The following is a 21,046-nucleotide window of genomic DNA, read 5'->3' on the forward strand; positions in this document are numbered from 1 at the left end:
ATCTCCCCATTATTATAAAATGAATTCCTTCAATTGTTCATAACCAATTTTTTCTTCTTCGAGCCAAGGAATGATGGCGCATTTCTCGGCCAGTTCTGCGTCGACTTTGCGAATCCACTTTTTCTCGGAGATCGCGCGTCCTTTCAATACAGCATCCGCTGTATCTGTAACATAAAGGCTTTGGTTAATGACCCACCATTTTGGCTCGATCCCGGCACGCTTCAAGTCTTCTTCGAGACGCGCCGCTTCCAATACCGGCGTCGCTTCCGCCAAGGTGACGATGACAACACCCGTTTCTTTTGGATTGCGCAGGCGCGGCAATAGTTTCTTGACGCTGTCTGGCACATCCCCGGTCGAGCGGCTCATTTCTTTATGGTAGGCTTCAGTCGAATCAAGCAGCAACAAAGTATGCCCGGTCGGCGCGGTATCGATAACCACGATTTCTTCTTCGGATTTCTCCACTACTTTGGCGAAGGCTTGGAACAACGCGATTTCTTCGGTGCACGGCGATTCAAGGTCTTCTTTCAAATAAGCGAGCTCTTCTTCGGTCATACCGCCGCCTGCCTGTTCGATGACCGTTTCTTTATAACGTGCCACTTCGATGTCTGGATTGATGCTGCTGATGGACAAATTGTCGCGTGTGCCGCTTCCTTCAAATGTATACGCCAAATGAGCGGCCGGGTCGGTCGTCGTCAAATGGACGTTATGGCCTTTCTCGGACAAGCCGACTGCGATGGCGGAGGCGATGGAAGTTTTGCCGACGCCGCCTTTGCCCATCGTGAAAATGACGCGCGTATTGTGTTTGGAAAAGTCATCGATGACACTGTTCAATCCTGGCAAGTCGAGCGGCTCGCCCGCTTCTTCCGTTTCGAACGAAGTGATTGCGTATGAACTGAACAAATGGCGCAAGTTTGCAACGCCAGTCAGCGAATAAGAAACATATGGCAATGAATAAGCCATCACTTGCTTCAACGCTTCAGGTGTCTGTTCAATCGCTTCACGTTGCCGCTTGTAGAATGCCGTAGAGACCGCGTCTTCTGGCTGATGGGCTTGAAGCAGCCCATTGACGATGAGCAATTGGTTTTTGATGCCGATTTCTTTTAATTCAAATGACGCACGGTCCGCCTCGAGCAAGGAGGAATTGTCCGGGCGCGCCACTAAGATCAAAGTCGTTTTGTGGCCATCGGATAGCGAATCCACCGCTTTTTTGTACAGTGCCTTTTTGCCTTCAAGCCCAGCGAGCGGGCCGAGACATGATGCGCCGTGCGTGCTGTCTTCCAAAAAGCCGCTCCACGCCGTCGGCAATTGCAACAGGCGCAGCGTATGGCCAGTCGGTGCGGTATCGAACAGCACATGGTCATATTGCGTTAAAATCTCGTCATCTGCCAGCAAATGCGAAAACTCATCAAATGCCGCGATCTCGACCGTGCATGCTCCCGATAATTGCTCTTCCATTGTCGCGAGCACTGCATCCGGCAGTTTGCCACGGTAAGGGCCGACGACGCTTTCTTTATAAGCACGGGCTGCTTGTTCCGGATCGATATTGCAAGCCGATAAATTCGCGACAGAAGGAATGGATTTCGGAGTGTTGGTCAGTTCGACTTCCAGCACGTCTTGTAAATTGGATGCCGGGTCCGTGCTGACGAGCAAGACTTTCTTGCCCTGATCTGCAAGAGTAACTGCTGTTGCACACGCGGTCGAAGTTTTCCCGACACCGCCTTTACCGGTGAAAAATAGAAACGGAGTGACGGCCATTTGATTCGGGTTGAACAATGAATACATAGGAACGCTCCTTTAGTTGTTGATATTCAGTGACACACGCACGCGCGGCTTTTCCTGCAATTCGGTTGGCGCCGTCTCGAACCATTCAGCCAACTCTTCTGTTGTCGGGTATTCGGCAATCTTTACGATTTCTCCGTTGACCAGCACAACCGGCAACGCGTCCGGGCCTTTTTCGACCAGCACTTGATTGACCTTCTTGTTTTCTACAAATGCCCCAGGATCATCCGTCAAATTATGGCGAGAAATCGCAAATCCTTTTTTCTCCAGTGAATATACAGCCGACGCAATACGCGTCAGTTCCGGATCCACAGTGGGACCACAAACGCCTGTCGAACAACACATCGCCGGATCGAAAATTTCTACCTTTGTCATAATCAGCTCTCCTTTACCTGCGTAGTTGGGTTTAATCAAATAAGACTAGAATCATCGTACATATGCTTACTCTATTCAAAACTTTGAGCAGTTAGATTTGAAAAATTTAACATTCTAATATTGGAGATGAAGCGGATGGCCCTGACTCCTGAGGGCAGCCGATATCGCGACGTCCTGTCGCATCGCCTGCATGACCCACATCCTGTGGGCCCAAAACAAGGCCTGGAGCGCAATCTCCCCCCTCTTAAAACTTCACTTACTCACCAGTTGCCACAAAATGGCGGATGCGCGCTTCGATATCATCGCGTACCGACTGGAACACTTTCCATTTCTCTTCTTCCGTACCTTGCGCTTTCGCCGGATCCGTAAAGCCCCAGTGGTCGCGTTTTACGTGAGGCGGCGTCATTGGGCATTTATCAGCTGCATCGCCGCAAAGTGTTACCACAAAATCGGCATTGTTTAAAATTTCCGTGTCGATCACATCGGATGTTTGATTCGAAATATCGATATTCACTTCATTCATCGCTTTTACCGCATTCGGGTTCAAGCCATGCGCTTCGATTCCGGCACTCAATACTTGCCACTCATCGCCCAAAATTTCTTTCCCCCAGCCTTCCGCCATCTGGCTGCGGCATGAATTGCCTGTGCATAAAAAGTACAATGTTTTTTTCGTCATATTGATTAACTCCCTTATTCCATGAATGGTTTTTAGTATCTCTATGTTTATTCAACGTAATGCCTTTTCCGTATCACCATTATTCACAACGAATGCGCAGTCCCTGCTCCACCAATCTCTCTATGCGCTCATCCTGGCTCGGAATGAATGCCAAGACTTGCATGAGCATGTCATATAATTCACTGTCTTGATTCAACGAATAGAAAATCCATTGCCCCTTGCGCTTTTCTTTCACCAACCCAAGATCCCGCAACTTTCGCAAGTGCTGGCTGATTGCCGACTGGCTGACGTTAAAGATTTCCACAAATTCACAAACGCAGCAATCGTTCTTTTCGAGCAATTTGACCATCGACAATCTCGTCTTGTCGCCTAACAGCTTGAGCACCATGCTCGCTTTGTCGATTTCTATCTCTCGCGCTTTTACATTCACCACATGATTCACCCCGATTTCTTGTACTCTTTTGTTTTAACTTGCTTAATACCAAACAAAGCATATCAGCATATGCTTATATGTTCAAGTGGCTATTTAGACGATAAAATAACTCCTCTAAGATTTTTCACACAAAAAAGAGCGGAATAGTTCCGCTCCCTTCCGTTTGATTGTTTATTCAATGATGATGCCCTGCCGATTCAGCCTCTTCCTGCCCTTGGCAGCGAATCGAGTCGTCATGGGGATGGTCTTCGGTTTCCAGTTGCACGGTGACATGGCCGATTTTGAGCTCCAACAGCGCTTGTTCAATGTCCCTGAGCACTTGTTGACTGCCTTTTAACGAGATATCTTCTTTGATGACCACATGTCCCGACATGGAATTTTTTCCGCTGGTGATGCTCCATACATGCAAGTCATGGATGCTTTTCACGGCCGGCAGTGCTTCGATTGCCTGCGCCACTTGCTCCAGGTCGACATTTTTCGGCGTGCCTTCCATCAAGACATGCACGGCTTCTTTCGTCACGCGCCAGCCGCTGATCAAGACGAGGAAGGCAACCACCACACTCGCCAGCGGATCAGCCCAAGCCCATCCGAAGAAAATGATCACAAGGGCTGCCGTGATCGCGCCGACCGAGCCAAGCAAATCACTTAAGACATGCAAAAAAGCGGCACGGAGGTTCAAGTTTTCTTTCGTATCGCCGCCGCGCATCAAAATCCATGCGACGAGTATATTGACGAGCAAGCCGATGACCGCGATAGCCAACATTCCTGAAGTCGCAATTTCCGGTGGATCTGAAAACCGATGGTAGGCTTCATAGAAAATATAAAGTGAAATCAAGACGAGCGTCACTCCGTTAAAGACTGCCGCTAAAATTTCAAAACGTTTATAGCCGTAAGTCTTCATCTGGTCGGCCGCTTTTTCGCCGATGGAAAAGGCCAGATAGCCGACGCCGAGCGAAATGGAATCGCTCAGCATATGTCCGGCATCCGCGAGCAGCGCTAGGCTGTTCGTCAAGTATCCACCGACCGCCTCGACCACCATATAACTGGTGATGATCAAAAAGGCGACCAATAATGTTTTTTTATTGCGGCTATGCGAATGATCATGTGAGCCCATTGCCAACACCTCCACTGCAGCTTCTAACTGTTGCTCTTCTATTGTGTATTCCCGAAATTTCGCCAAATATCCTATGGGGCACGCAACAAACATTCAGTCAGCTGTCTTCAAAACCATAAAAAACCGGCTCCCATGGCCGGTTTCATCAATGCTTTTCTGAGGCTGTTGTCAGGACAGATTCTAGCGAAGCTTCGAAACGCAGGTTCATTTCCCGTTTCAATAGATGCAACTTCTGGGCATGCTCCGGTTTTACGCTAGTGATGACCGCATCGATTCCCATGACGCCCAATGTCTGGACGAGCGATTCCAGGTAACTGACACCTTCTTGCGTCACCGTTCCCATCGCTGTCAAATCGACGATGACCGTCTCGGCTTCATAATCATAAATTTGCGTTACAATATACGGGCGGATCGCTTCGACTTTTTCGGCATTCAAATTGCCGAACAACGGAATGAGGACATAGCCTCCCCCGATTGCGATGCACGGGGCAGAAAGTTTGCGCACTTTTTCCAACAGCGCATCAGACCGTTCTTTTTCCTGCAGCAATTCGTAATCTGTTTCTTTCAAACGGCTGCGCAGGCGAATTAATTGCGCTGTGATGGCAGCCATTTGTTCATCTTTTGGCACCAGTACAAGAGTCACTGAAAAATCGCTGTCCCAACGGTAATAGACGTCCGCCAAAAAAAAGCCGGCCGCTGTAGTAAAATTCAATTCGATAGGCTTCTTACTGCCACGGGTTTTCAGCAGCCGTTTCGCTTTGGCGCGGCTTCCTTCATCGAGCAATTCGAAAAATCCCCTTGGTTTTCCAAAAAGCTGTTCTGCCTCCAGGGAGTAATCGACGACCGCAAAGCTATTGTTCAATTGAAAAGCCGGAAGCGGCCATTCAGCCAGTGGAGAGCGTGTCATCGTTCGACCCCTTTCCTGTGCGGATCCATTCCCTGAGCGCACCAAGTTCCCGGACGATCACCGCTCCTTTTACCTGTAAATCTGCAAAGCTCGACAAGGTGACGGCCCTGCCGCCAATCAGGACGGTGGGTTTGGGGTAGATTTCAGCAAAAGCTTCAGCGTAGGTTTTTAAAATCGGCAGTCGATGTGCTAGTGCGCCTGATAACGCGACCACATCAGGCTGCCAATCAGCAGCCAATTCGAGCGCTGAGTCAAGGGGTAGATTCGGCCCCATATAGCGGACTTCATAATCTTCTTCGCGGAACATTGCCGCGACCATCTTGAGCCCGATATAATGCTCTTCACCTTCTGGGCCAAAGATCATCGCTTTTTTGCGGCCATCTTTGTCTTTATTGCGCAGTTCCGTAGCGGACAATACAAAATCGCAAACAGCGGTTGCCAAATGTTCTTCCGCTACCGAAATCTCATTTTGTTCCCATAATTCCCCGATGCGATACATCGCCGGCGTCAAAAGTTCGCCGTAAAGCTGTTCGTGTGAATGATTTCCCAGGAAATCCTGGACGTATTTCAAAGCTTCCTCTTCCTGGCCTTGCAGGAAAAGATCCGAAAGCTGTGTTGACTCGTTCATTTGATCAGCCCCTTTTATGTTGAGGGAGCTCCAATAACCGGACTGCGCGATCGAGGCAGTCCCGCATGAAATCTCCTTGCATGGTTTCCGTGTAGCGCGGCACGATCTGGCTGAGCCGCTGAAAATTATCGATGATGAGCGCAGTTTCGACATTGCGGCTTACGAGCACCGTCTCGAGCCAAAGTGCATAGTCAAGAAAGGATTGTTCGCTCTGCAGCTCCCAAGCCGTTTCCAGATAATCCAAATGATGATGATTGTCTTTAACAGTATGTTCATACCCACGATCGCCGAAACGTTCCCATAAGTTCGGGTACGCTTCGTAAATGCCTTCTGCCGTCTTTTCTGCTATTTGCTGTTTCTGTTGTGGGTTCATTCAGCCACCACTTCGTACTGATGGACTTTCGGAACAATGCCCGCGAGTTCCTGGTCAGGATAGTTCTTCTCCAAATCATGGATTTCCTTGAACTCCTGGCTTTTGACCCAATTCATATACGCCTGTTTGGATTGCCATTCCAGATGGACGGTCAGTTCATGGCGCTTTTTCGTATTTTGGATCAGCCGGAACGAAGTGAAGCCTTCCGCTTGGTCTACGCGGCGTGAGCGTTTTTGATAAATTCCGATGACATCTTGTATCTTATCTTCCGGTACAGTGACGGTCGATGTGACGATATACATAATTCAGGACCCCTCTACTACTTGCCTTGGCTACAATGCCGCAGCTAATAAAAGTATACCTCAGCATACCATTTCAGCTTCCGAAATAACAGCGAGCCCTGTTTTGGTTATCACAAAACATTTTCAATATTCAGCTTGTATTTCTCCAGAAATTGCCGTATGATGAAAAACATCAATCAACCACAACTATATAACATGATTCTTATCAAGAGAGATGGAGGGATTTGGCCCTTTGAAGTCTCAGCAACCGGACACAGTCACGGTGCTAATTCCAATAGGCATAGCCTAGTAGATGAGAAGATAGCATATACGGCAGGGGCTTTCTTCTTAACAATAGAAGAAAGCCCCTGCTTTTTGATTGGAAAGGATGAGGACATGACACAACATAGCCTAGAAACACGCCTGGTACAACTCGGCAATCGCAGCGACAAACGGACAGGAGCCGTCAATCCCCCGATTTACCTTTCTACAGCTTATGAACACGAAAGCCTCGGCAAATCGACAGGCTATGATTATACGCGGACGAAAAATCCGACACGCCAGTTGCTGGAAGAAGGAATCGCAAACTTAGAAGGCGGCGACGCAGGCTTTGCGTGCAGTTCCGGCATGGCCGCGATTCAACTGGTCCTGTCCTTGTTTCGCCCGAACGATGAGATTTTACTGCCTGAAGATATTTACGGCGGCACGTACCGCCTGCTGGAACAATATGAAGAAAAATACCAGATCCATCCGGTATACGATCCCTTCACCGATCCGCAAACGGCCGAAGCGAAAATCAATGTCCACACGAAAGCGCTCTTCATCGAAACACCGACCAATCCACTCATGCAGGAAATTGATTTATCAATATATGCGCAAATCGCCAAACGACATAATTTGCTGCTGATTGTCGACAATACCTTTTTGACGCCGTTCCTTCAACAGCCACTCCTAATCGGCGCCGACATTGTGCTCCATAGCGCGACCAAATACATCGGCGGCCATAATGATGTGCTCGCTGGGCTAGTCTCCGCAAAAGGCGAGGTTTTATGCGAACAGCTTTTCAACGCCCACAACTCAACCGGCGCCGTGCTGTCGCCGCTTGATTCCTGGCTGCTAATCCGCGGCTTGAAAACCTTGCCGCTGCGCATGCGCCAGCACGAAACCAACGCCAAACAACTTGCACAATTCCTTAGGACTCATCAAGCTGTGACGGATGTCCTGTATCCAGAAAAAGGCGGCATGTTGTCGTTTCGGCTTCGCGAAGAACAATGGGTCGGGGAATTTCTTGAAAACTTATCGCTGATCACTTTCGCCGAGAGCCTGGGCGGTGTGGAAAGTTTCATCACTTACCCTGCAACACAGACTCACGCGGATATGCCGGTCGCAGAACGCACGGCACGCGGCGTCTGTAACCGCCTGCTCCGCTTCTCAGTAGGCGTGGAGCAGGCAGAAGATTTGATCGCTGATTTGTCGCAAGCCTTGGCCAAACTGGAAAAGGAGGTCGTTTCCTATGAGTGAACGGCGCGAGACGAAATTGATCCATTCAGCAGGTATCGATCCACTAACAGGCGCAGTCAATGTGCCGATCTATTTATCGTCGACGTTCCACCAAGAAAGCATCGATTCGTTCGGGCCATTTGATTACAGCCGTTCCGGCAATCCGACGCGTAAATCACTCGAGGAAACGATCGCCAAACTAGAAGGCGGCGCACGCGGTTTGGCGTTCTCTTCCGGCATGGCAGCCATCTCTTCAGCATTCATGCTGTTGAAAGCAGGTGATCATGTGCTGGTTTCGGAAGATGTCTACGGCGGCACCTACCGTTTCATCACAGAAGTGCTCGAGAAATTCAAAGTCAATTATACCTTCGTCGATATGACCGACCTCGGCGAAGTGGCCGCAGCATTCCAGCCAAACACAAAGGTCGTCTATATCGAGACGCCATCTAATCCCGTCATGAAAATTACCGATATCGAAATGGCGGCGAAACTGGCGAAAGCAAACGATGCGATGACTTTTGTCGACAATACCTTCATGACCCCGCTTTACCAGAACCCGCTTGAACTCGGTGCTGATATCGTGCTTCACAGCGCGACGAAATTCCTGTCCGGCCACAGCGACATCACAGCTGGTCTTGCGGTGACAAAAGAGGCAGGCCTTGGGGAACAACTGGCATTCATCCAAAACACATTCGGCTCTGTACTTGGCGCCCAGGATTCTTATACGTTGATACAAGGGATCAAAACGCTCGGTGCCCGCACAAAACAATCCGGTGAGACCACAGCGCGTATTGCAGAGTATTTGCATAAACATCCGCTTGTCGAAGAAGTCTATTATCCCGGATTCTCATTCCACCCCGGAAACCCAATCCATGACCGTCAGGCGAGCCACGCTGGCTGTATCCTATCGTTCCGGCTGGCGGATAAAGACGCCGCACGGATCCTCGTGGAAGCTTTGGAGATCCCAGTGTTCGCTGTCAGTCTCGGTGCCGTGGAATCGATCCTGTCCTACCCTGACACAATGTCCCATGCTGCTATGCCGCCAACTGAACGTGACAAGCGTGGCATCACCGAAGGGCTTCTGCGCTTTTCCGCAGGGCTGGAGCATCCTGATGATTTGATCAACGACTTCAGCCAGGCACTCGAAAGAATTGCGATTGCCAAAGGACTCAGCGTCGCTGATTGATCGGACTCATTTAAAAAGACTGCCCGCCTCGTCATGAAGCTGACGAAACCGGACAGTCTGTTTTTGATTATGCGTCGTGAACCTAAGAAAGCCTGAATTCCAGGGGGAGGAAATTCAGGCTTTCTTCTATTTATTATAAGACAATCTGCTGGGCAGGCTCTTTGAGCGATACTTTGGCAACGCCCGTTTCTCCGGCAGCCCTTGCGACTGCTTCGGCCACCGCCTGTGCTACACGCGGGTCGAACGGCTTAGGTATCACATAATCTTCGTGAAGTTCATGGGTGGCGATCAACGCAGCGATCGCTTCGACTGCCGCGATTTTCATTGCATCATTGATGTCGCTCGCCTGTACATCAAGGGCGCCGCGGAACAAGCCCGGAAACGCCAGTACATTATTAACCTGGTTGGCAAAATCGGAACGCCCTGTCCCGATGACCCTTGCGCCGGCCGATTTCGCGGCATGCGGCAAGATTTCGGGATTCGGGTTCGCCATCGCGAAGATGACCGGATCTTCATTCATCGAACGCACCATGCTTTCCGTCAATGCGCCTTCTGCTGAGACGCCGACAAACACGTCAGCACCAGCGATGACATCTGCCAATTGCCCTTGTTCCATATAGTAATTGCTCATTTCGGCCACTTCCGCCTTGAAGGGATTCATGCCATTCGGGCGCCCGTTGTATATCGCGCCTTTCGTGTCGCACATGACGATATGGCCGAATCCGAATTTCGAAAGCAGTTTGACGATGGCGATGCCGGCTGCACCGGCGCCGTTGACGACCACTTTGACATCTTCGATTTCCTTTTCGACCAGTTTCAATGAATTGATCAGCCCGGCAAGCGTGACAATCGCGGTGCCGTGTTGGTCATCATGGAACACCGGGATGTTCATTTCCTTTTTCAAGCGCTGCTCCACGATAAAGCAAGTCGGGGCGGCAATGTCTTCCAAATTGACGCCGCCGAAACCTGGCTCGAGCAATTTGACGGTTCGGATGATTTCTTCGGCATCGGTCGTATCCAGGCAGATCGGGAATGCATCCACACCGGCAAATTCCTTGAACAATAACGCTTTTCCTTCCATGACCGGAAGCGCTGCCTGCGGGCCGATATTGCCGAGCCCAAGCACAGCGGTGCCGTCTGTAATGACCGCTACCGTATTGCCTTTCATCGTGTATTCATGCACTTTGCTTGGATCGGCATGAATTTCACGACACGGTGCGGCTACGCCAGGAGAGTAGGCGAGGCTCAAATCCCTCTCGTTTTCCACAGCCACTTTTGAACGAATCTCCAATTTCCCTTGATGCCTTCTATGCAAGTTCAGTGAATCGTTTTTCAGATCGGTCATTTGCCTCATCTCCTTTTTGATTATAATTGTTTATTATATCGACTCCCCATCAAATTGAAAGACTTTTCTTATAATTCTGATTAATTTCAGACTTTAGGCTGATAGAGAAAGAGTGAAGTCCCATCACCCTTTCCCCATATCCTGCTTGAGAAAATAAATTAACGCTTCTTCCCGTTCAGCTTGTACAGCTCTCGATTGCGCTTCCGTCCACTCGTAGAAGCCGCTTCCTGTCTTGGACCCAAGCTTGCCACTTTCCGCTAACTCACCCAGTGTGCGGCCAGGCTTTTGTTCTGTCGACAGGTCTTCGAACAGATAATCCGAAATTGCATAGAAAATGTCCACCTCCCCGAAATCTGCCGTCTGAAGCGGACCGGTTACCGGCAAGCGCCTGCCGATGCTATGAGACCCCGCAGGCCGCGATAGCGGCTGAGGAGGCTCGATTCCCGCCCGCGGAAAGCGAGCGATAAGCTTCGGAAAATACGACTTCTTAACTTTCTCGACAAGCTGAAAAAGCCCGCTAAATCAGCGGGCTTTTCAATGAAATCATCTGTCTACTTCTTTGTTTCGGCAAACTCGATGGAGGCAAGTGTAGATGTGATCGCCAATTCTTCGAGATCATCGGCATTTGCTCGGAATTCGCGTTTTACTTCTCCGTAACCCTCTACGAAATAATTGCGGTTGATCGAACCATCTTCAGTCATTGATTCGAGCACAAAGACATCATCAAAATTTTGATATGGCGTCTCTAGGCTTGCGCCAGTTTCCACCACAGTCGCGTCACCGATTTCCTGGCCTTCTTCGATCGGGAATTCCAGGTAAGTCGAAATCACTTCCAAGGCTTCCAATTCTTCGAAGCTTGCCGTGAAGTCATCGTAAAACTCACCTTCCTGTTTAACGAGCTCGATACGATCGTCATGCAGTCGGAAGACTTTGAGAACGACGGTTCCGCCATTGTCTTCATACGTTACGACATGATTCGCTTCCATATAATCGGTTTTCAGCGTAAATTCGGCAAATTCATTTCCGAATCCTTCAAATCTAGCAATCGACCCGTCTTCAAGGAAATAATCATATGGATCGACGGCTGCCTGGCTGCTGTCATGGCTGTCACCGCTCGTGCCTTTAGCTGGCGTTTCCTCCTTTTCTGCTTTTGCCGCCTCATTTTCGGTTGCCTCTTCCTGCATCATGTCTTGTTCAGATTCCTCTGTTACCGTCTCCTGTGTTCCGCAGCCAGCCACTGTAAGCATCAGTGCCACTCCTCCGAAACCAAGCCAATGTTTCATCAACTCTCCTCCTTTTTGAAGTACCATCTAACAGACTAAACAATAACTTAATATTCAGTTATTAATTGACGGACTTAATTAGAAGTTCCTGTGTACATTTGCGTGATCAAAGATGGAGTGAATCATGGTAAATCGGCTTCAAGTGGATATCGTATTCTTTCCGTACTTCGTTTAGATCGTAAATATGCCCAGGAGATTCCGAATCCTCAAGTTTTTTGATCTGCTCATGCACCAAATCCGCAAAATAAACGCCAACAGCCACACCTTTCGGATATTTACGCTTCACTTTAGCTACGAACTCATCCGTCAGCTCTTGATTGAAAGCATGATAAAGAGCCGCGTTCACCACAGTCAAGGAATCTTTCGTCGCATACGAAACGACATAATAATTGCCATAATCATCTTTCAAAAGATCACGTTCAGCCTTTATATCCAATCTCTTCTCCTCCTTTAAACGCTATTACTTTTCCATACCCTTGAGGAGCTTGGCGAAAACAGGTTCACCCCGGATCTCTGAAACCATAAAAAATCACCTGGACGCCTTATAAAGGCTCACAGGTGATTTCCACTCAATACGCCAGCTGCACCAAATCGCCGAATAGCGAAATGAGCAATAAACTGACCGTCCCAACAGAGATGGCTGCAATCAAGCCGATATAAAAAGGCTTCATTCCCATCCCACGGAATATTTTTAAGTTGGTCGATAACCCGACGCCCGCCATCGCGAGGCCGAGCATATATGTCGATCCGAACGAACTCCAAAAGTTGTAGAACTCTTCCCAGCCTGACGCCCCAAAAATGCCGAACGCCTGGCCGCCTGAAGCAAGTGTGGCATCCCCTATAGTGCGGAGAAGCGACAGTAGAAGAAATCCAAGGATGAAGAACGGAAACAGTTTATACCATTTCGGTATTGTTGCTCCGTCCTGACCTTCACTCCGGAAGAAAAAATACGCGATGAGCGGAATAACGGCAATAATGAACAAATTGCGCGTCAATTTCGTAATGGTCGCCACATCAAGCGCAAGTGTTGAATCATACATCTGTTCGTACATTAAAGCTGCACCCGTCACTTGCGCTGTATCATGTATGGCGGTGCCAAGGAATAGCCCGGCTTTAATTGGCTCATCAGCAAAAAAGAAATGGGCGAGGTATGGATAGAATAACATGCCCATTAGCCCGAAAACCGTAATGTTGGCGATCGCATACGATATTTCGTTTTCTTTTGCGCGGATGACAGGCGCTGTTGCCATAATAGCGGTCACGCCACATATTCCTGTTCCATTCGCGATCAACGCCCCGAGCCGGTTGGATTGGTCAAAAAGCTTCGTAAAAAACAAGGTAACGCCGATTCCCACTGTGATACAGGCTATAATAAGCGGCATGCCCCAAGCCCCAAGCGTCAGGGCTTCCGTTAAGCTCAAGCGCAAGCCCAGCAGGATGATACCTAAACGCAATGCATATTTGACCGCAAAACCGATTCCGCCAATGAAGATCTCCGGCAAGCCGGTTGTGTTACGGATAATGATGCCGATCAGGATAGCCATAAAAATCCCAGATACCGGGCTTTTCCCGCCTTCCGGCAATAGACCGGTCGCACCGAGTGCAACGCCGATCAAATCCGCTCCGTAAATTCCTGCCCATATAACCACCAAACAAAGGGCCAGGCCTGGAAGCAGCCTGACCATTCGCTGTTTTTTCGTGTTTTCATTCACGCTCATCTGCTCCTTGCGAACTGTCTTTTGATTTCGTACTAATCGTACCACCAAAATGCAGCTTCGTCTAAGAACGGCATTTAGTCCAATATTTCTTCAAGCAACTGGATGATGCGTTGTTGCTGTTCTGGTTGCAAGTCTGATCCCGAAGGCAAGCAAAGGCCTTCTGCAAATAATTTTTCACTGACAGCCGTCTTGCCATGCGGGTTATGTGAATAGAACTTGCAGCCTGCAAATAAAGGCTGCAGATGAAGCGGCTTCCAGACACGGCGTGATTCGATATTTTGTGATTCCAGCCACTCACGGATGTAATCAGGCGATCGGCCAGTTCGGGCCGGGTCAAGCAGCAGGACTGTCAGCCAGCGGTTCGAACGTGTGCCTTCAAGTTCGGGCTGGAATTTTACCGCTTCGTATTTGCCGAGCGCTGAAATATAGCGTTTGAAAACAGCTCGGCGGGCCGAAACGCGCAGTTCAATCGCTTCGAGTTGCGCACGGCCAATTCCTGCCAGTACATTGCTCATCCGATAATTATAGCCGACACGGCTATGTTCATAGAATGGAGCATCGTCTTTCGCCTGCGAGGCGAGAAATCTCGCTTGCGCCACGCCTTTTCGGTTGTTAGACACCAGCATGCCGCCTCCGGACGTCGTGATGATCTTATTGCCGTTGAATGAATAAATGCCGTATGTTCCGAGACTGCCGGTTTTTTTCCCTTTATAAGTGGATCCGAGCGATTCGGCTGCGTCTTCGACGATTGGTACCCCGTAATGATCACAAAGGGCTTTAAGTTCATCCATACGGGCGCTTTGTCCATAAATATGTACAATAATCACCGCTTTTGGAAGTTTGCCCTCTTGTTCTGCGGCTGCAAATGCTTTTTGCAGCGCCCATGGAGACATATTCCACGTTTCTTCCTCTGAATCAATAAAAACGGGCTCCGCTCCAGCGTAGAGAATCGGATTGGCACTTGCCACAAACGTCAAACTGGAACAGAATACACGGTCTCCTTTTCCGATCCCCAGCAACTGCAACGCTAAATGAATCGCGGCAGTCCCTGAAGACAAAGCTGCGGCTGCCTGTGTCGTGGCATACGCAGCTATCTCCGCTTCGAACTGGTTGATATTCGCCCCCATTGGCGCAATCCAGTTGGACTCGAACGCCTCGCTGATATACTTCTGCTCATTCCCTGTCATATGCGGGGCAGAAAGATAAATCCTATCGCTTGTTTCTTTAACCGGAACCGGAAACGGCACAACCGATGCTCCTGTATCCTGTCGAATGTTCATGTACAACAGCCTCCTCTTATTCATCAGCACGTTCAGTCCATGCCGTAATCGCTTTGGCAAGTCCTTGGAAATTGCAGATTATTGATAATCAATCCGGCAGGCCCTATTTCTTCCGAGGGGTTATTTGAGCGGCCTCTCACCATAAAACTCATATCTTCTCCGAATATGCCGGCCATTTCCTGGACAATATCTTGCTCAAGTTCTTTAGGGACAAAATCGGTTCCGCCGAGCCAAATCTCAATTACATCTACGGAATTTTGGATAAATTGCATCGAAGGCGCCGCTTGCTGAAATTTCTCCTGCACGGTCGACAAATACAAACTGGTCACCCGGCCTCTGCTTCTTGATTGTAAAAAAGCTGAGATTGGCTGAAGCGGCTTGCGGACCACCGGATGAACGCTGCCGCATGGGCAAGGGCAATCTACTGGCATCCATTGATCTTTAATCTTTAGCCGGATCAGCGGCGTCCCTTTTGTATGGAAGCGGGTCAAGAGTACTTCGCCTTGCCCGGTAAACTCCATCACCCCTGTCCGCATATTGAAATGCAGATTCCCAGCTGCGCATTCCGAGAGAAACGGAGAGCGTTCGGTTTTCATGGTCCACATGCGGACAGAACAGCCGAACGCGCTCTCGATTTCCAATCGCTCGCTGTCCGATAATATTTCCGTTTCCACAAAAATGGCAATGGGCTGAAAATCCAGCAACAAGCGATAATCGTTGATAAAACGGGCAAGCGCGAGAATCGCCCCAGATAAACCGTCGACAAAATCAGGACGGAAACCATTCAGGTTGCGCACCACTGCCGAAAGATACGGCTCCGTGCAATGATGAGCTGAATACAGCCGCTGATTGAGATAATAAATATCACGCCAGAACGCCCCTTGTGTTTGACCGCGCGGAACAAAATCACCGTGATAGAATGTCGCACGTTTCATCTCCAGATTGATCGCACCATGTTGCTTCTTGAAATGGTCAATTGCGGCCGTTTGTTTTTGCATATCCAAATTGGTTAACCATAAATGGGGCAATGGGCCTTCTCCTGAAGTTTTGTGTACTACTTTTTTCTTCGCAGTAAATTTCATGCGGATTTCGTTAATCTGTTCATTGAAAAGTTCTTCTTCGATGAATGGAAGTTGCCGCAAATCACCGGCAACTCGAATATCAGCCAAATCACTTCCATACAGATCCTGATAAAATGCACTATGCTCGGCGGCGTGACGGAGCAGCGAGCGCAGTTCCAAGTCCTGATAACGTTCTTCTGACTGCCGGTCATTCTCGTCCATGCCAGAAAGTTGATGAAGAAAGCGGTAATAGCCCATTCCGTATCGTTTTCTTGAGTTGGCGTATTCATGGAAACTGAGCAGCAGATTTTGAAGATAAATAGGAGAATTCCCATACAGTTCTGTTGATAGCAGCTTCACTTGGCATCCCCCCCGCGCTTGTAGGCAGCACCTGTAATCAGGCCAATCCTCCTTCGATTTTCCATTCTTCTTGCCATACCGGTTCTTTCGCTTTTTCTTCTTTCGGCCGGTTCGCGAGCTTCAATAAGGTCTCGCGGATTTCCTGTTCTCCCATTTCAGGAAGCTTCTTTAGAATTCGGCTTATTTCTACTTGGCTGATCGGAGTGGCTTTTCCGATATGAATTTTCGTAAATACTTTTTCCGATTGGATTTCACTAGGATCCAGCAGTTCTTCGTAGAGCTTTTCACCAGGCCGCATGCCGGTGTAATTGATTTGGATTTCATCCTCCTCAAAGCCGGACAAGCGGATCATATTGCGTGCCAAATCCACGATTTTCACTGGTTCTCCCATATCCAACACGAATACTTCCCCGCCTGAGGCAAGCATGCCAGCTTGGATCACTAATCGGGATGCTTCCGGAATCGTCATGAAATAGCGGGTCATTTTCGGGTCGGTGATGGTGACCGGGCCGCCTTTTGCGATTTGTTCGCGGAATAGCGGCACGACACTTCCCCTAGATCCAAGGACGTTGCCGAAACGCACTGCAGCAAATGTCGTATTGGAAGAACCCGCTAAATTTTGAACGATCATTTCCGCAAACCGTTTGGAAGCCCCCATGATATTCGGCGGGTTGACAGCCTTATCGGTGGATATCATGACGAAGTTGCCGACGCCGTAGCGATCTGCTGCTTCCGCCACATTTTTCGTCCCGAAAATATTATTCTTCACGGCTTCCAGCGGATTTGCTTCCATTAATGGCACGTGTTTATGGGCTGCAGCATGATAAATGATATCCGGCTTGAATTTGCTGACCATTTCGAAGATCCGTTCGCGGTCCTGGATATCGGCGATAATCGGTACAATTTCGATTTCTTTCTGCACGTTCGCCCGCAACTCGCGATCAATCGTGTAAATCGAGTTCTCGCCATGGCCAAGCAATAGGATTCTGGCAGGTTTGAATACACTGATCTGTCGGCAGATTTCCGAACCGATCGATCCGCCGGCACCGGTGACCATAATGCTCTTGCCTGCGATTTTTTCAGTTAAGGCTGCCATATCGAGCCTGACCTCTTCACGGCCGAGAAGATCCTCAATTTTCACATCCCGGATGTCGCTGACTTTGACCTTCCCGACCATCAAATCTTCAATTCGTGGAATGGTCTGTACCTTAAGACCGGTTTCAATACATAGTTTTGTCACTTCCGCCATTTCCCTTTTCGATAGCGATGGAATGGCGATGACGATCTGGTCAATCTCGTTGTGGGCGGCCAAACGCGGAATTTCAGAAATGGGTCCCGCCACTCCTAACCCAAAAATTTCCAACCCCCATTTTGTGCGGTCATCATCGATGAAAAGAATCGGTTTTCGCCCCCATTGCGGATTCTGCTTCATCTGCCGGACGATCATGCGGCCGGCTTCCCCAGCGCCGACAACGATCGTACGGCTCAATTGGCCTTCACTTTTACGCGGCTCGCGTTCATGGTAAAGGCGGAATGAAAAGCGCGATGCCCCGAGAAACAGAATGAGAAACATCCAAGTCAGCGCCAGGATCCGGACAAACACCCCGCCAGTCTGGATATATTGCATAACCGTCGCCACGAACATTGTCAAAGTGACTGCCTTGACGATTGACTTCAATTCATGGATCGAGGCATAAGCCCATACTTTCCGGTAAAGCCCGTAATGCCAGGCAAAGGAATGATGGGCGATGAACAAAGTAATCGTCATGAGCAGCAGCAGCCGATTCGACATAATGTTGTCGAAAGGCAGCAAAAACAAATAACAGAGATACGTTGCTGAGAGGATGATCAGCGAGTCTATTATGAACAATGAAGTATAGCGTCTTGTAATCGTCATATCATTAGCTCCTTCACCTCGCGCAGGTACCGCTTATTAGTTGTAGTCATGGCTGTAATAATGGTCCTTGCTGAGTTTGTAGTTATTCATCACGACTCCAACGATATAGGCTTTAGAAGTCGCTAAACTGTCGCGCGCCTTAATCGCGCTTTGCTTTTCGGTTTTCCCAGTATTGACGATGAGCACCGTCCCGTCGCATTTATTCGCGAGGATCTTGGAATCTGTCACGGACAGGATCGGCGGTGAATCGAAAATGATCAAATCGTAGCGCTCCTTCATCTCAACTACCAATCGGTCCAGCATCGGTGAATCCAGCAGTTCTGCCGGGTTGTGTGGAATCTGTCCCGATGTCAACAGTTCCAGGCCGCGAATGCCGCTGTCGCGTACACTTTGCTCAAGCTCCCCTTTTCCGACCAACAAATTCGACAAGCCAATATGATTGTTCAAATTGAAGGTATGGTGCAGCGTCGGTTTTCGCATATCGGCATCGACAAGCAGCACCTTTTTCCCGGATTCCGCAAAAACGACAGCCATATTGGCTGAAGTTGTCGATTTCCCTTCTTCTTTCGAAGCGGAAGTGAACAATAAAGTCTTCATTTCATTGCCAGGTAAAGAAAAATTGATGGTTGTGCGGATTGTGCGGTATTGTTCACTGATGACCGAGTTCGGTTTAATACGTGCTACCAACTTTCGGGCGAGCGGCCGCTTTGACGCTGTCTGATTCAACATTCTCATCCAACTCCATTCTGTCAGTATGTTTCGAAGGTTTATCCGTTTTCTCCAAGTCGCCGACCGGGCTCACTACGCCAAGCACTTGCAGTCCAAGCAATTCATCGATATCTTCTTCCGTGCGCACTGTCGTGTTTAATTGATCGAGGACGATCGCAAGACCCGTACCGAGCATGAAGCCGATAATCGCGCCAACTGCCATATTGAACAATGGATCCGGCTTAACCGGCTCCGGGCTCACAGGCATCGTGGCTGGTGCGAGGATGCTAACATTGTCGACACGCATCAAATTGCGGATCTCTTGTTCAAATACTTTGGCGGTTGTATTGGCGATTAGCACCGCCTGCTGCATCGATTCATCTTCAACTTCGAGCGTCACGACTTGGGAATCCTCGATGCTGGAGACTTCAATCTGTTCGTTCAACGATTGCACTGTTTCGTTAAGCCCGAGTTCATTGATGACTTCCGTTAAAATTGCCGGGCTCTTGATAATGACGTTATAGGTGCTAATCAATTGTAAATTCGTATCGATGTCTTGCATGCTGAATTCCTGGGCATTTGCCGGTGCTTTATTAACCAGTATCTGTGTCGATGCCTGATAGACTGGTTTCATCCATAGATAACTGACAGCTCCCGCAATGGCGACAAAAGCGACCGTCATCGCGATGATGAGCGGCAGGCGTTTCTTCAGGTTCTTGAAAAACTCTTTCATATTGAATGTACTTTCCATGTCTTCACCTCATATCCCCATATACGGGGTGATTTTGCTTGTTCAATGGAGCTGTTTTTCTGCAAAGCGCCCGATAATCCACAGGCGCAATGCCTTTCCGTTATGCGCATTCAACATGAGGATGATCCACAACACCAAGCCAATTGGCATCAATAAAACTTCGGCCACCCATCCTGCCATCGGCACCATGCCGGCTGCGGTAAACAATGTAAAAAAAAGAATCGAGACGTATATAGACTGGAAAGCATGGTAACGGACGAAGCGATTTTCCCGCTCAACCATAAGCAGGATGAATCCTGAGAAAAATCCAAGCAAATACGCGAGCGATCCTGCGACATTTTCCGAAAGGCCAAGCCCAGTGATGGAAGGCTGTGTACTAGGTGCTTCCCGGCTTTGCTTGAAGACGGTCTGCTGATCAAAACTGACAGGCGGTTCATTCGTCATCTTGATTTTGTTTTCAATCATCTGCTTTTCCTCCTTGAGATCTGTCTTCCTATCTATTACGACCCATACTAAAGAGAGCAGGTTAAAACAAAGTTAAATAGTTTCACTAGTTTCATTTATCTAATAAATTAATTCCTTGTGGCGCTTTTGTCCTGTTCACGTGCAAAAAGACCCGCGCAATTTCAGCAAATAGAAAAAACCGACCGCTTTTGCCTGCTTGGCAAAAACGATCGGTTTTTCCATTTTCAATTCATAAATTTATAACCGAACCCCCGGACAGTTTGAATATAGCGCGGGGTGGCCGGATCACTTTCCACTTTCCTACGCAGATTGCTGATGTGGACCTTGACGGTTTGGACATCGCCTTCCGAATAATAGCCCCATACTTGGTCGTATAATTGCTCGGCCGTCCAGACGCGGTTCGGTGTCTTGGCCATCAAGAGCAATAACTGAAATTCTTTATGGTAGAGTTTTACCGGTTTGCCTTTCACATACAGTTCGCGTGAATCGACATGGATGTGAAGGTCGCCGAATTTCAAAATCGACAGTTTATCCTCCTCCCCACTCTTCCAGCCGTTGCGGCGCAGGATCGCCCGGACTCGCGCTTCTAGCTCGGTGAAATCGAACGGCTTAGTAATGTAATCATCGCCGCCGACTTCCAGCCCTTGGATTTTATAGGCGAGTTCTTTTCGATAGCTGACGAAAAGGATTGGCGTCTTGGTGCGTATCCGGATTTTCTCGCACAATTCCAAGCCGCTCATGCCAGGCATTTCGATATCCAGCAAGATCAGGTCCGGATTTTCTTTCGACAGCACATCCATCGCTTCATAGCCATCTTCGGCCTCGATGATTTTATAGCCTTTCTTCACCAGGAACAAACGCATCAACTCACGGATGCCATCTTCGTCTTCGACAATCAAAACAGTCGCACTGTTCATGAAAATCCC

At 48.9% G+C, this 21,046-nt stretch carries 23 protein-coding genes and 1 riboswitch; of the genes, 2 read left to right on the forward strand and 21 right to left on the reverse strand.

The annotated features are described in order from the left end of the window. Nucleotides 1-12 precede the first annotated feature (12 nt). The 9 genes from arsA to KTG14_RS09550 all read right to left on the reverse strand — a co-directional run bounded on the left by arsA (nucleotide 13) and on the right by KTG14_RS09550 (nucleotide 6,587). Nucleotides 13-1,782: an arsenical pump-driving ATPase gene (gene arsA, locus KTG14_RS09510; RefSeq protein ID WP_216970707.1), complete on the reverse strand. Its 1,770-nt coding sequence runs from the start codon at nucleotides 1,780-1,782 to the stop codon at nucleotides 13-15. A 12-nt stretch (nucleotides 1,783-1,794) separates the two neighbouring features. Further along, a complete protein-coding gene (gene arsD / locus KTG14_RS09515; protein ID WP_216970708.1) occupies nucleotides 1,795-2,154 on the reverse strand; it encodes an arsenite efflux transporter metallochaperone ArsD in 360 nt (119 codons plus the stop codon). A gap of 256 nt (nucleotides 2,155-2,410) precedes the next feature. Further along, complete coding sequence (gene arsC, locus KTG14_RS09520; protein WP_216970709.1) at nucleotides 2,411-2,830, reverse strand: arsenate reductase (thioredoxin); 420 nt, start codon at nucleotides 2,828-2,830, stop codon at nucleotides 2,411-2,413. 79 nt (nucleotides 2,831-2,909) lie between these two features. Further along, nucleotides 2,910-3,218 carry an ArsR/SmtB family transcription factor gene (locus tag KTG14_RS09525; protein ID WP_216970805.1) on the reverse strand — a complete coding sequence of 103 codons (309 nt, stop codon included), beginning with the start codon at nucleotides 3,216-3,218 and terminating at the stop codon, nucleotides 2,910-2,912. A 220-nt stretch (nucleotides 3,219-3,438) separates the two neighbouring features. Continuing rightward, a complete protein-coding gene (locus tag KTG14_RS09530; RefSeq protein WP_216970710.1) occupies nucleotides 3,439-4,377 on the reverse strand; it encodes a cation diffusion facilitator family transporter in 939 nt (312 codons plus the stop codon). Nucleotides 4,378-4,522: 145 nt separating this feature from the next. After that, a complete protein-coding gene (locus KTG14_RS09535; RefSeq protein ID WP_216970711.1) occupies nucleotides 4,523-5,284 on the reverse strand; it encodes an STAS domain-containing protein in 762 nt (253 codons plus the stop codon). Next, nucleotides 5,262-5,912, reverse strand: coding sequence for a cobalamin B12-binding domain-containing protein (locus KTG14_RS09540; RefSeq protein WP_216970712.1), 651 nt, complete (start codon nucleotides 5,910-5,912; stop codon nucleotides 5,262-5,264). The genes KTG14_RS09535 and KTG14_RS09540 overlap by 23 nt, the downstream gene beginning before the upstream one ends. Nucleotides 5,913-5,916: 4 nt before the next feature. Then, complete coding sequence (locus tag KTG14_RS09545) at nucleotides 5,917-6,285, reverse strand: hypothetical protein (RefSeq protein ID WP_216970713.1); 369 nt, start codon at nucleotides 6,283-6,285, stop codon at nucleotides 5,917-5,919. Continuing rightward, a complete protein-coding gene (locus KTG14_RS09550) occupies nucleotides 6,282-6,587 on the reverse strand; it encodes an antibiotic biosynthesis monooxygenase family protein (protein WP_216970714.1) in 306 nt (101 codons plus the stop codon). Before KTG14_RS09550 ends, KTG14_RS09545 begins: the two co-directional genes overlap by 4 nt. Before the next feature lie 199 nt (nucleotides 6,588-6,786). Next, a riboswitch (SAM riboswitch) is annotated at nucleotides 6,787-6,886 on the forward strand. Nucleotides 6,887-6,962: 76 nt separating this feature from the next. Between KTG14_RS09550 and KTG14_RS09555 the strand changes: the two genes are divergently transcribed. Together KTG14_RS09555 and KTG14_RS09560 are read left to right on the forward strand one after the other, a co-directional pair. Then, entirely contained in the window at nucleotides 6,963-8,087 is a 1,125-nt protein-coding gene (locus KTG14_RS09555) for a methionine biosynthesis PLP-dependent protein (protein WP_216970715.1), read from the forward strand. Beyond that, nucleotides 8,080-9,252: an aminotransferase class I/II-fold pyridoxal phosphate-dependent enzyme gene (locus tag KTG14_RS09560; RefSeq protein ID WP_216970716.1), complete on the forward strand. Its 1,173-nt coding sequence runs from the start codon at nucleotides 8,080-8,082 to the stop codon at nucleotides 9,250-9,252. The genes KTG14_RS09555 and KTG14_RS09560 overlap by 8 nt, the downstream gene beginning before the upstream one ends. Before the next feature lie 133 nt (nucleotides 9,253-9,385). On the opposite strand, the gene ystJ is transcribed toward KTG14_RS09560, so the two are convergent. From ystJ to KTG14_RS09620, 12 genes are all read right to left on the reverse strand, one after another. Further along, entirely contained in the window at nucleotides 9,386-10,597 is a 1,212-nt protein-coding gene (gene ystJ, locus KTG14_RS09565) for an NADP-dependent malic enzyme (protein ID WP_216970717.1), read from the reverse strand. Nucleotides 10,598-10,720: 123 nt separating this feature from the next. Further along, nucleotides 10,721-10,981: a 3-hydroxyacyl-CoA dehydrogenase family protein gene (locus KTG14_RS09570; RefSeq protein ID WP_254178086.1), complete on the reverse strand. Its 261-nt coding sequence runs from the start codon at nucleotides 10,979-10,981 to the stop codon at nucleotides 10,721-10,723. A gap of 167 nt (nucleotides 10,982-11,148) precedes the next feature. Then, nucleotides 11,149-11,880, reverse strand: a complete 732-nt coding sequence (locus KTG14_RS09575) for a hypothetical protein (RefSeq protein WP_216970719.1) — start codon at nucleotides 11,878-11,880, stop codon at nucleotides 11,149-11,151. A 106-nt stretch (nucleotides 11,881-11,986) separates the two neighbouring features. Continuing rightward, complete coding sequence (locus KTG14_RS09580) at nucleotides 11,987-12,316, reverse strand: hypothetical protein (protein ID WP_216970720.1); 330 nt, start codon at nucleotides 12,314-12,316, stop codon at nucleotides 11,987-11,989. Between the two features lie 133 nt (nucleotides 12,317-12,449). Next, entirely contained in the window at nucleotides 12,450-13,592 is a 1,143-nt protein-coding gene (locus tag KTG14_RS09585) for a YeiH family protein (RefSeq protein WP_216970721.1), read from the reverse strand. 80 nt (nucleotides 13,593-13,672) lie between these two features. Continuing rightward, a complete protein-coding gene (locus tag KTG14_RS09590; RefSeq protein WP_254178095.1) occupies nucleotides 13,673-14,785 on the reverse strand; it encodes an aminotransferase class I/II-fold pyridoxal phosphate-dependent enzyme in 1,113 nt (370 codons plus the stop codon). Between the two features lie 125 nt (nucleotides 14,786-14,910). After that, a complete protein-coding gene (locus KTG14_RS09595; protein ID WP_216970723.1) occupies nucleotides 14,911-16,299 on the reverse strand; it encodes a phenylacetate--CoA ligase family protein in 1,389 nt (462 codons plus the stop codon). 37 nt (nucleotides 16,300-16,336) lie between these two features. After that, the gene (locus KTG14_RS09600) at nucleotides 16,337-18,196 is read right to left on the reverse strand and encodes a polysaccharide biosynthesis protein (RefSeq protein WP_216970724.1); all 1,860 of its coding nucleotides are present in this window, start codon (nucleotides 18,194-18,196) and stop codon (nucleotides 16,337-16,339) included. A 36-nt stretch (nucleotides 18,197-18,232) separates the two neighbouring features. After that, nucleotides 18,233-18,925 carry a CpsD/CapB family tyrosine-protein kinase gene (locus KTG14_RS09605; RefSeq protein ID WP_308461985.1) on the reverse strand — a complete coding sequence of 231 codons (693 nt, stop codon included), beginning with the start codon at nucleotides 18,923-18,925 and terminating at the stop codon, nucleotides 18,233-18,235. Then, nucleotides 18,867-19,655: a YveK family protein gene (locus KTG14_RS09610; RefSeq protein WP_216970726.1), complete on the reverse strand. Its 789-nt coding sequence runs from the start codon at nucleotides 19,653-19,655 to the stop codon at nucleotides 18,867-18,869. Before KTG14_RS09610 ends, KTG14_RS09605 begins: the two co-directional genes overlap by 59 nt. Before the next feature lie 42 nt (nucleotides 19,656-19,697). Further along, entirely contained in the window at nucleotides 19,698-20,120 is a 423-nt protein-coding gene (locus KTG14_RS09615) for a DUF4870 domain-containing protein (protein ID WP_254178087.1), read from the reverse strand. Nucleotides 20,121-20,344: 224 nt separating this feature from the next. Then, nucleotides 20,345-21,037, reverse strand: coding sequence for a response regulator transcription factor (locus KTG14_RS09620; protein ID WP_216970727.1), 693 nt, complete (start codon nucleotides 21,035-21,037; stop codon nucleotides 20,345-20,347). Nucleotides 21,038-21,046: the final 9 nt, after the last annotated feature.

The sequence above is a fragment of the Planococcus sp. CP5-4_YE genome (genome assembly GCF_019042655.1).
Taxonomy (GTDB): Bacteria; Bacillota; Bacilli; order Bacillales_A; family Planococcaceae; genus Planococcus.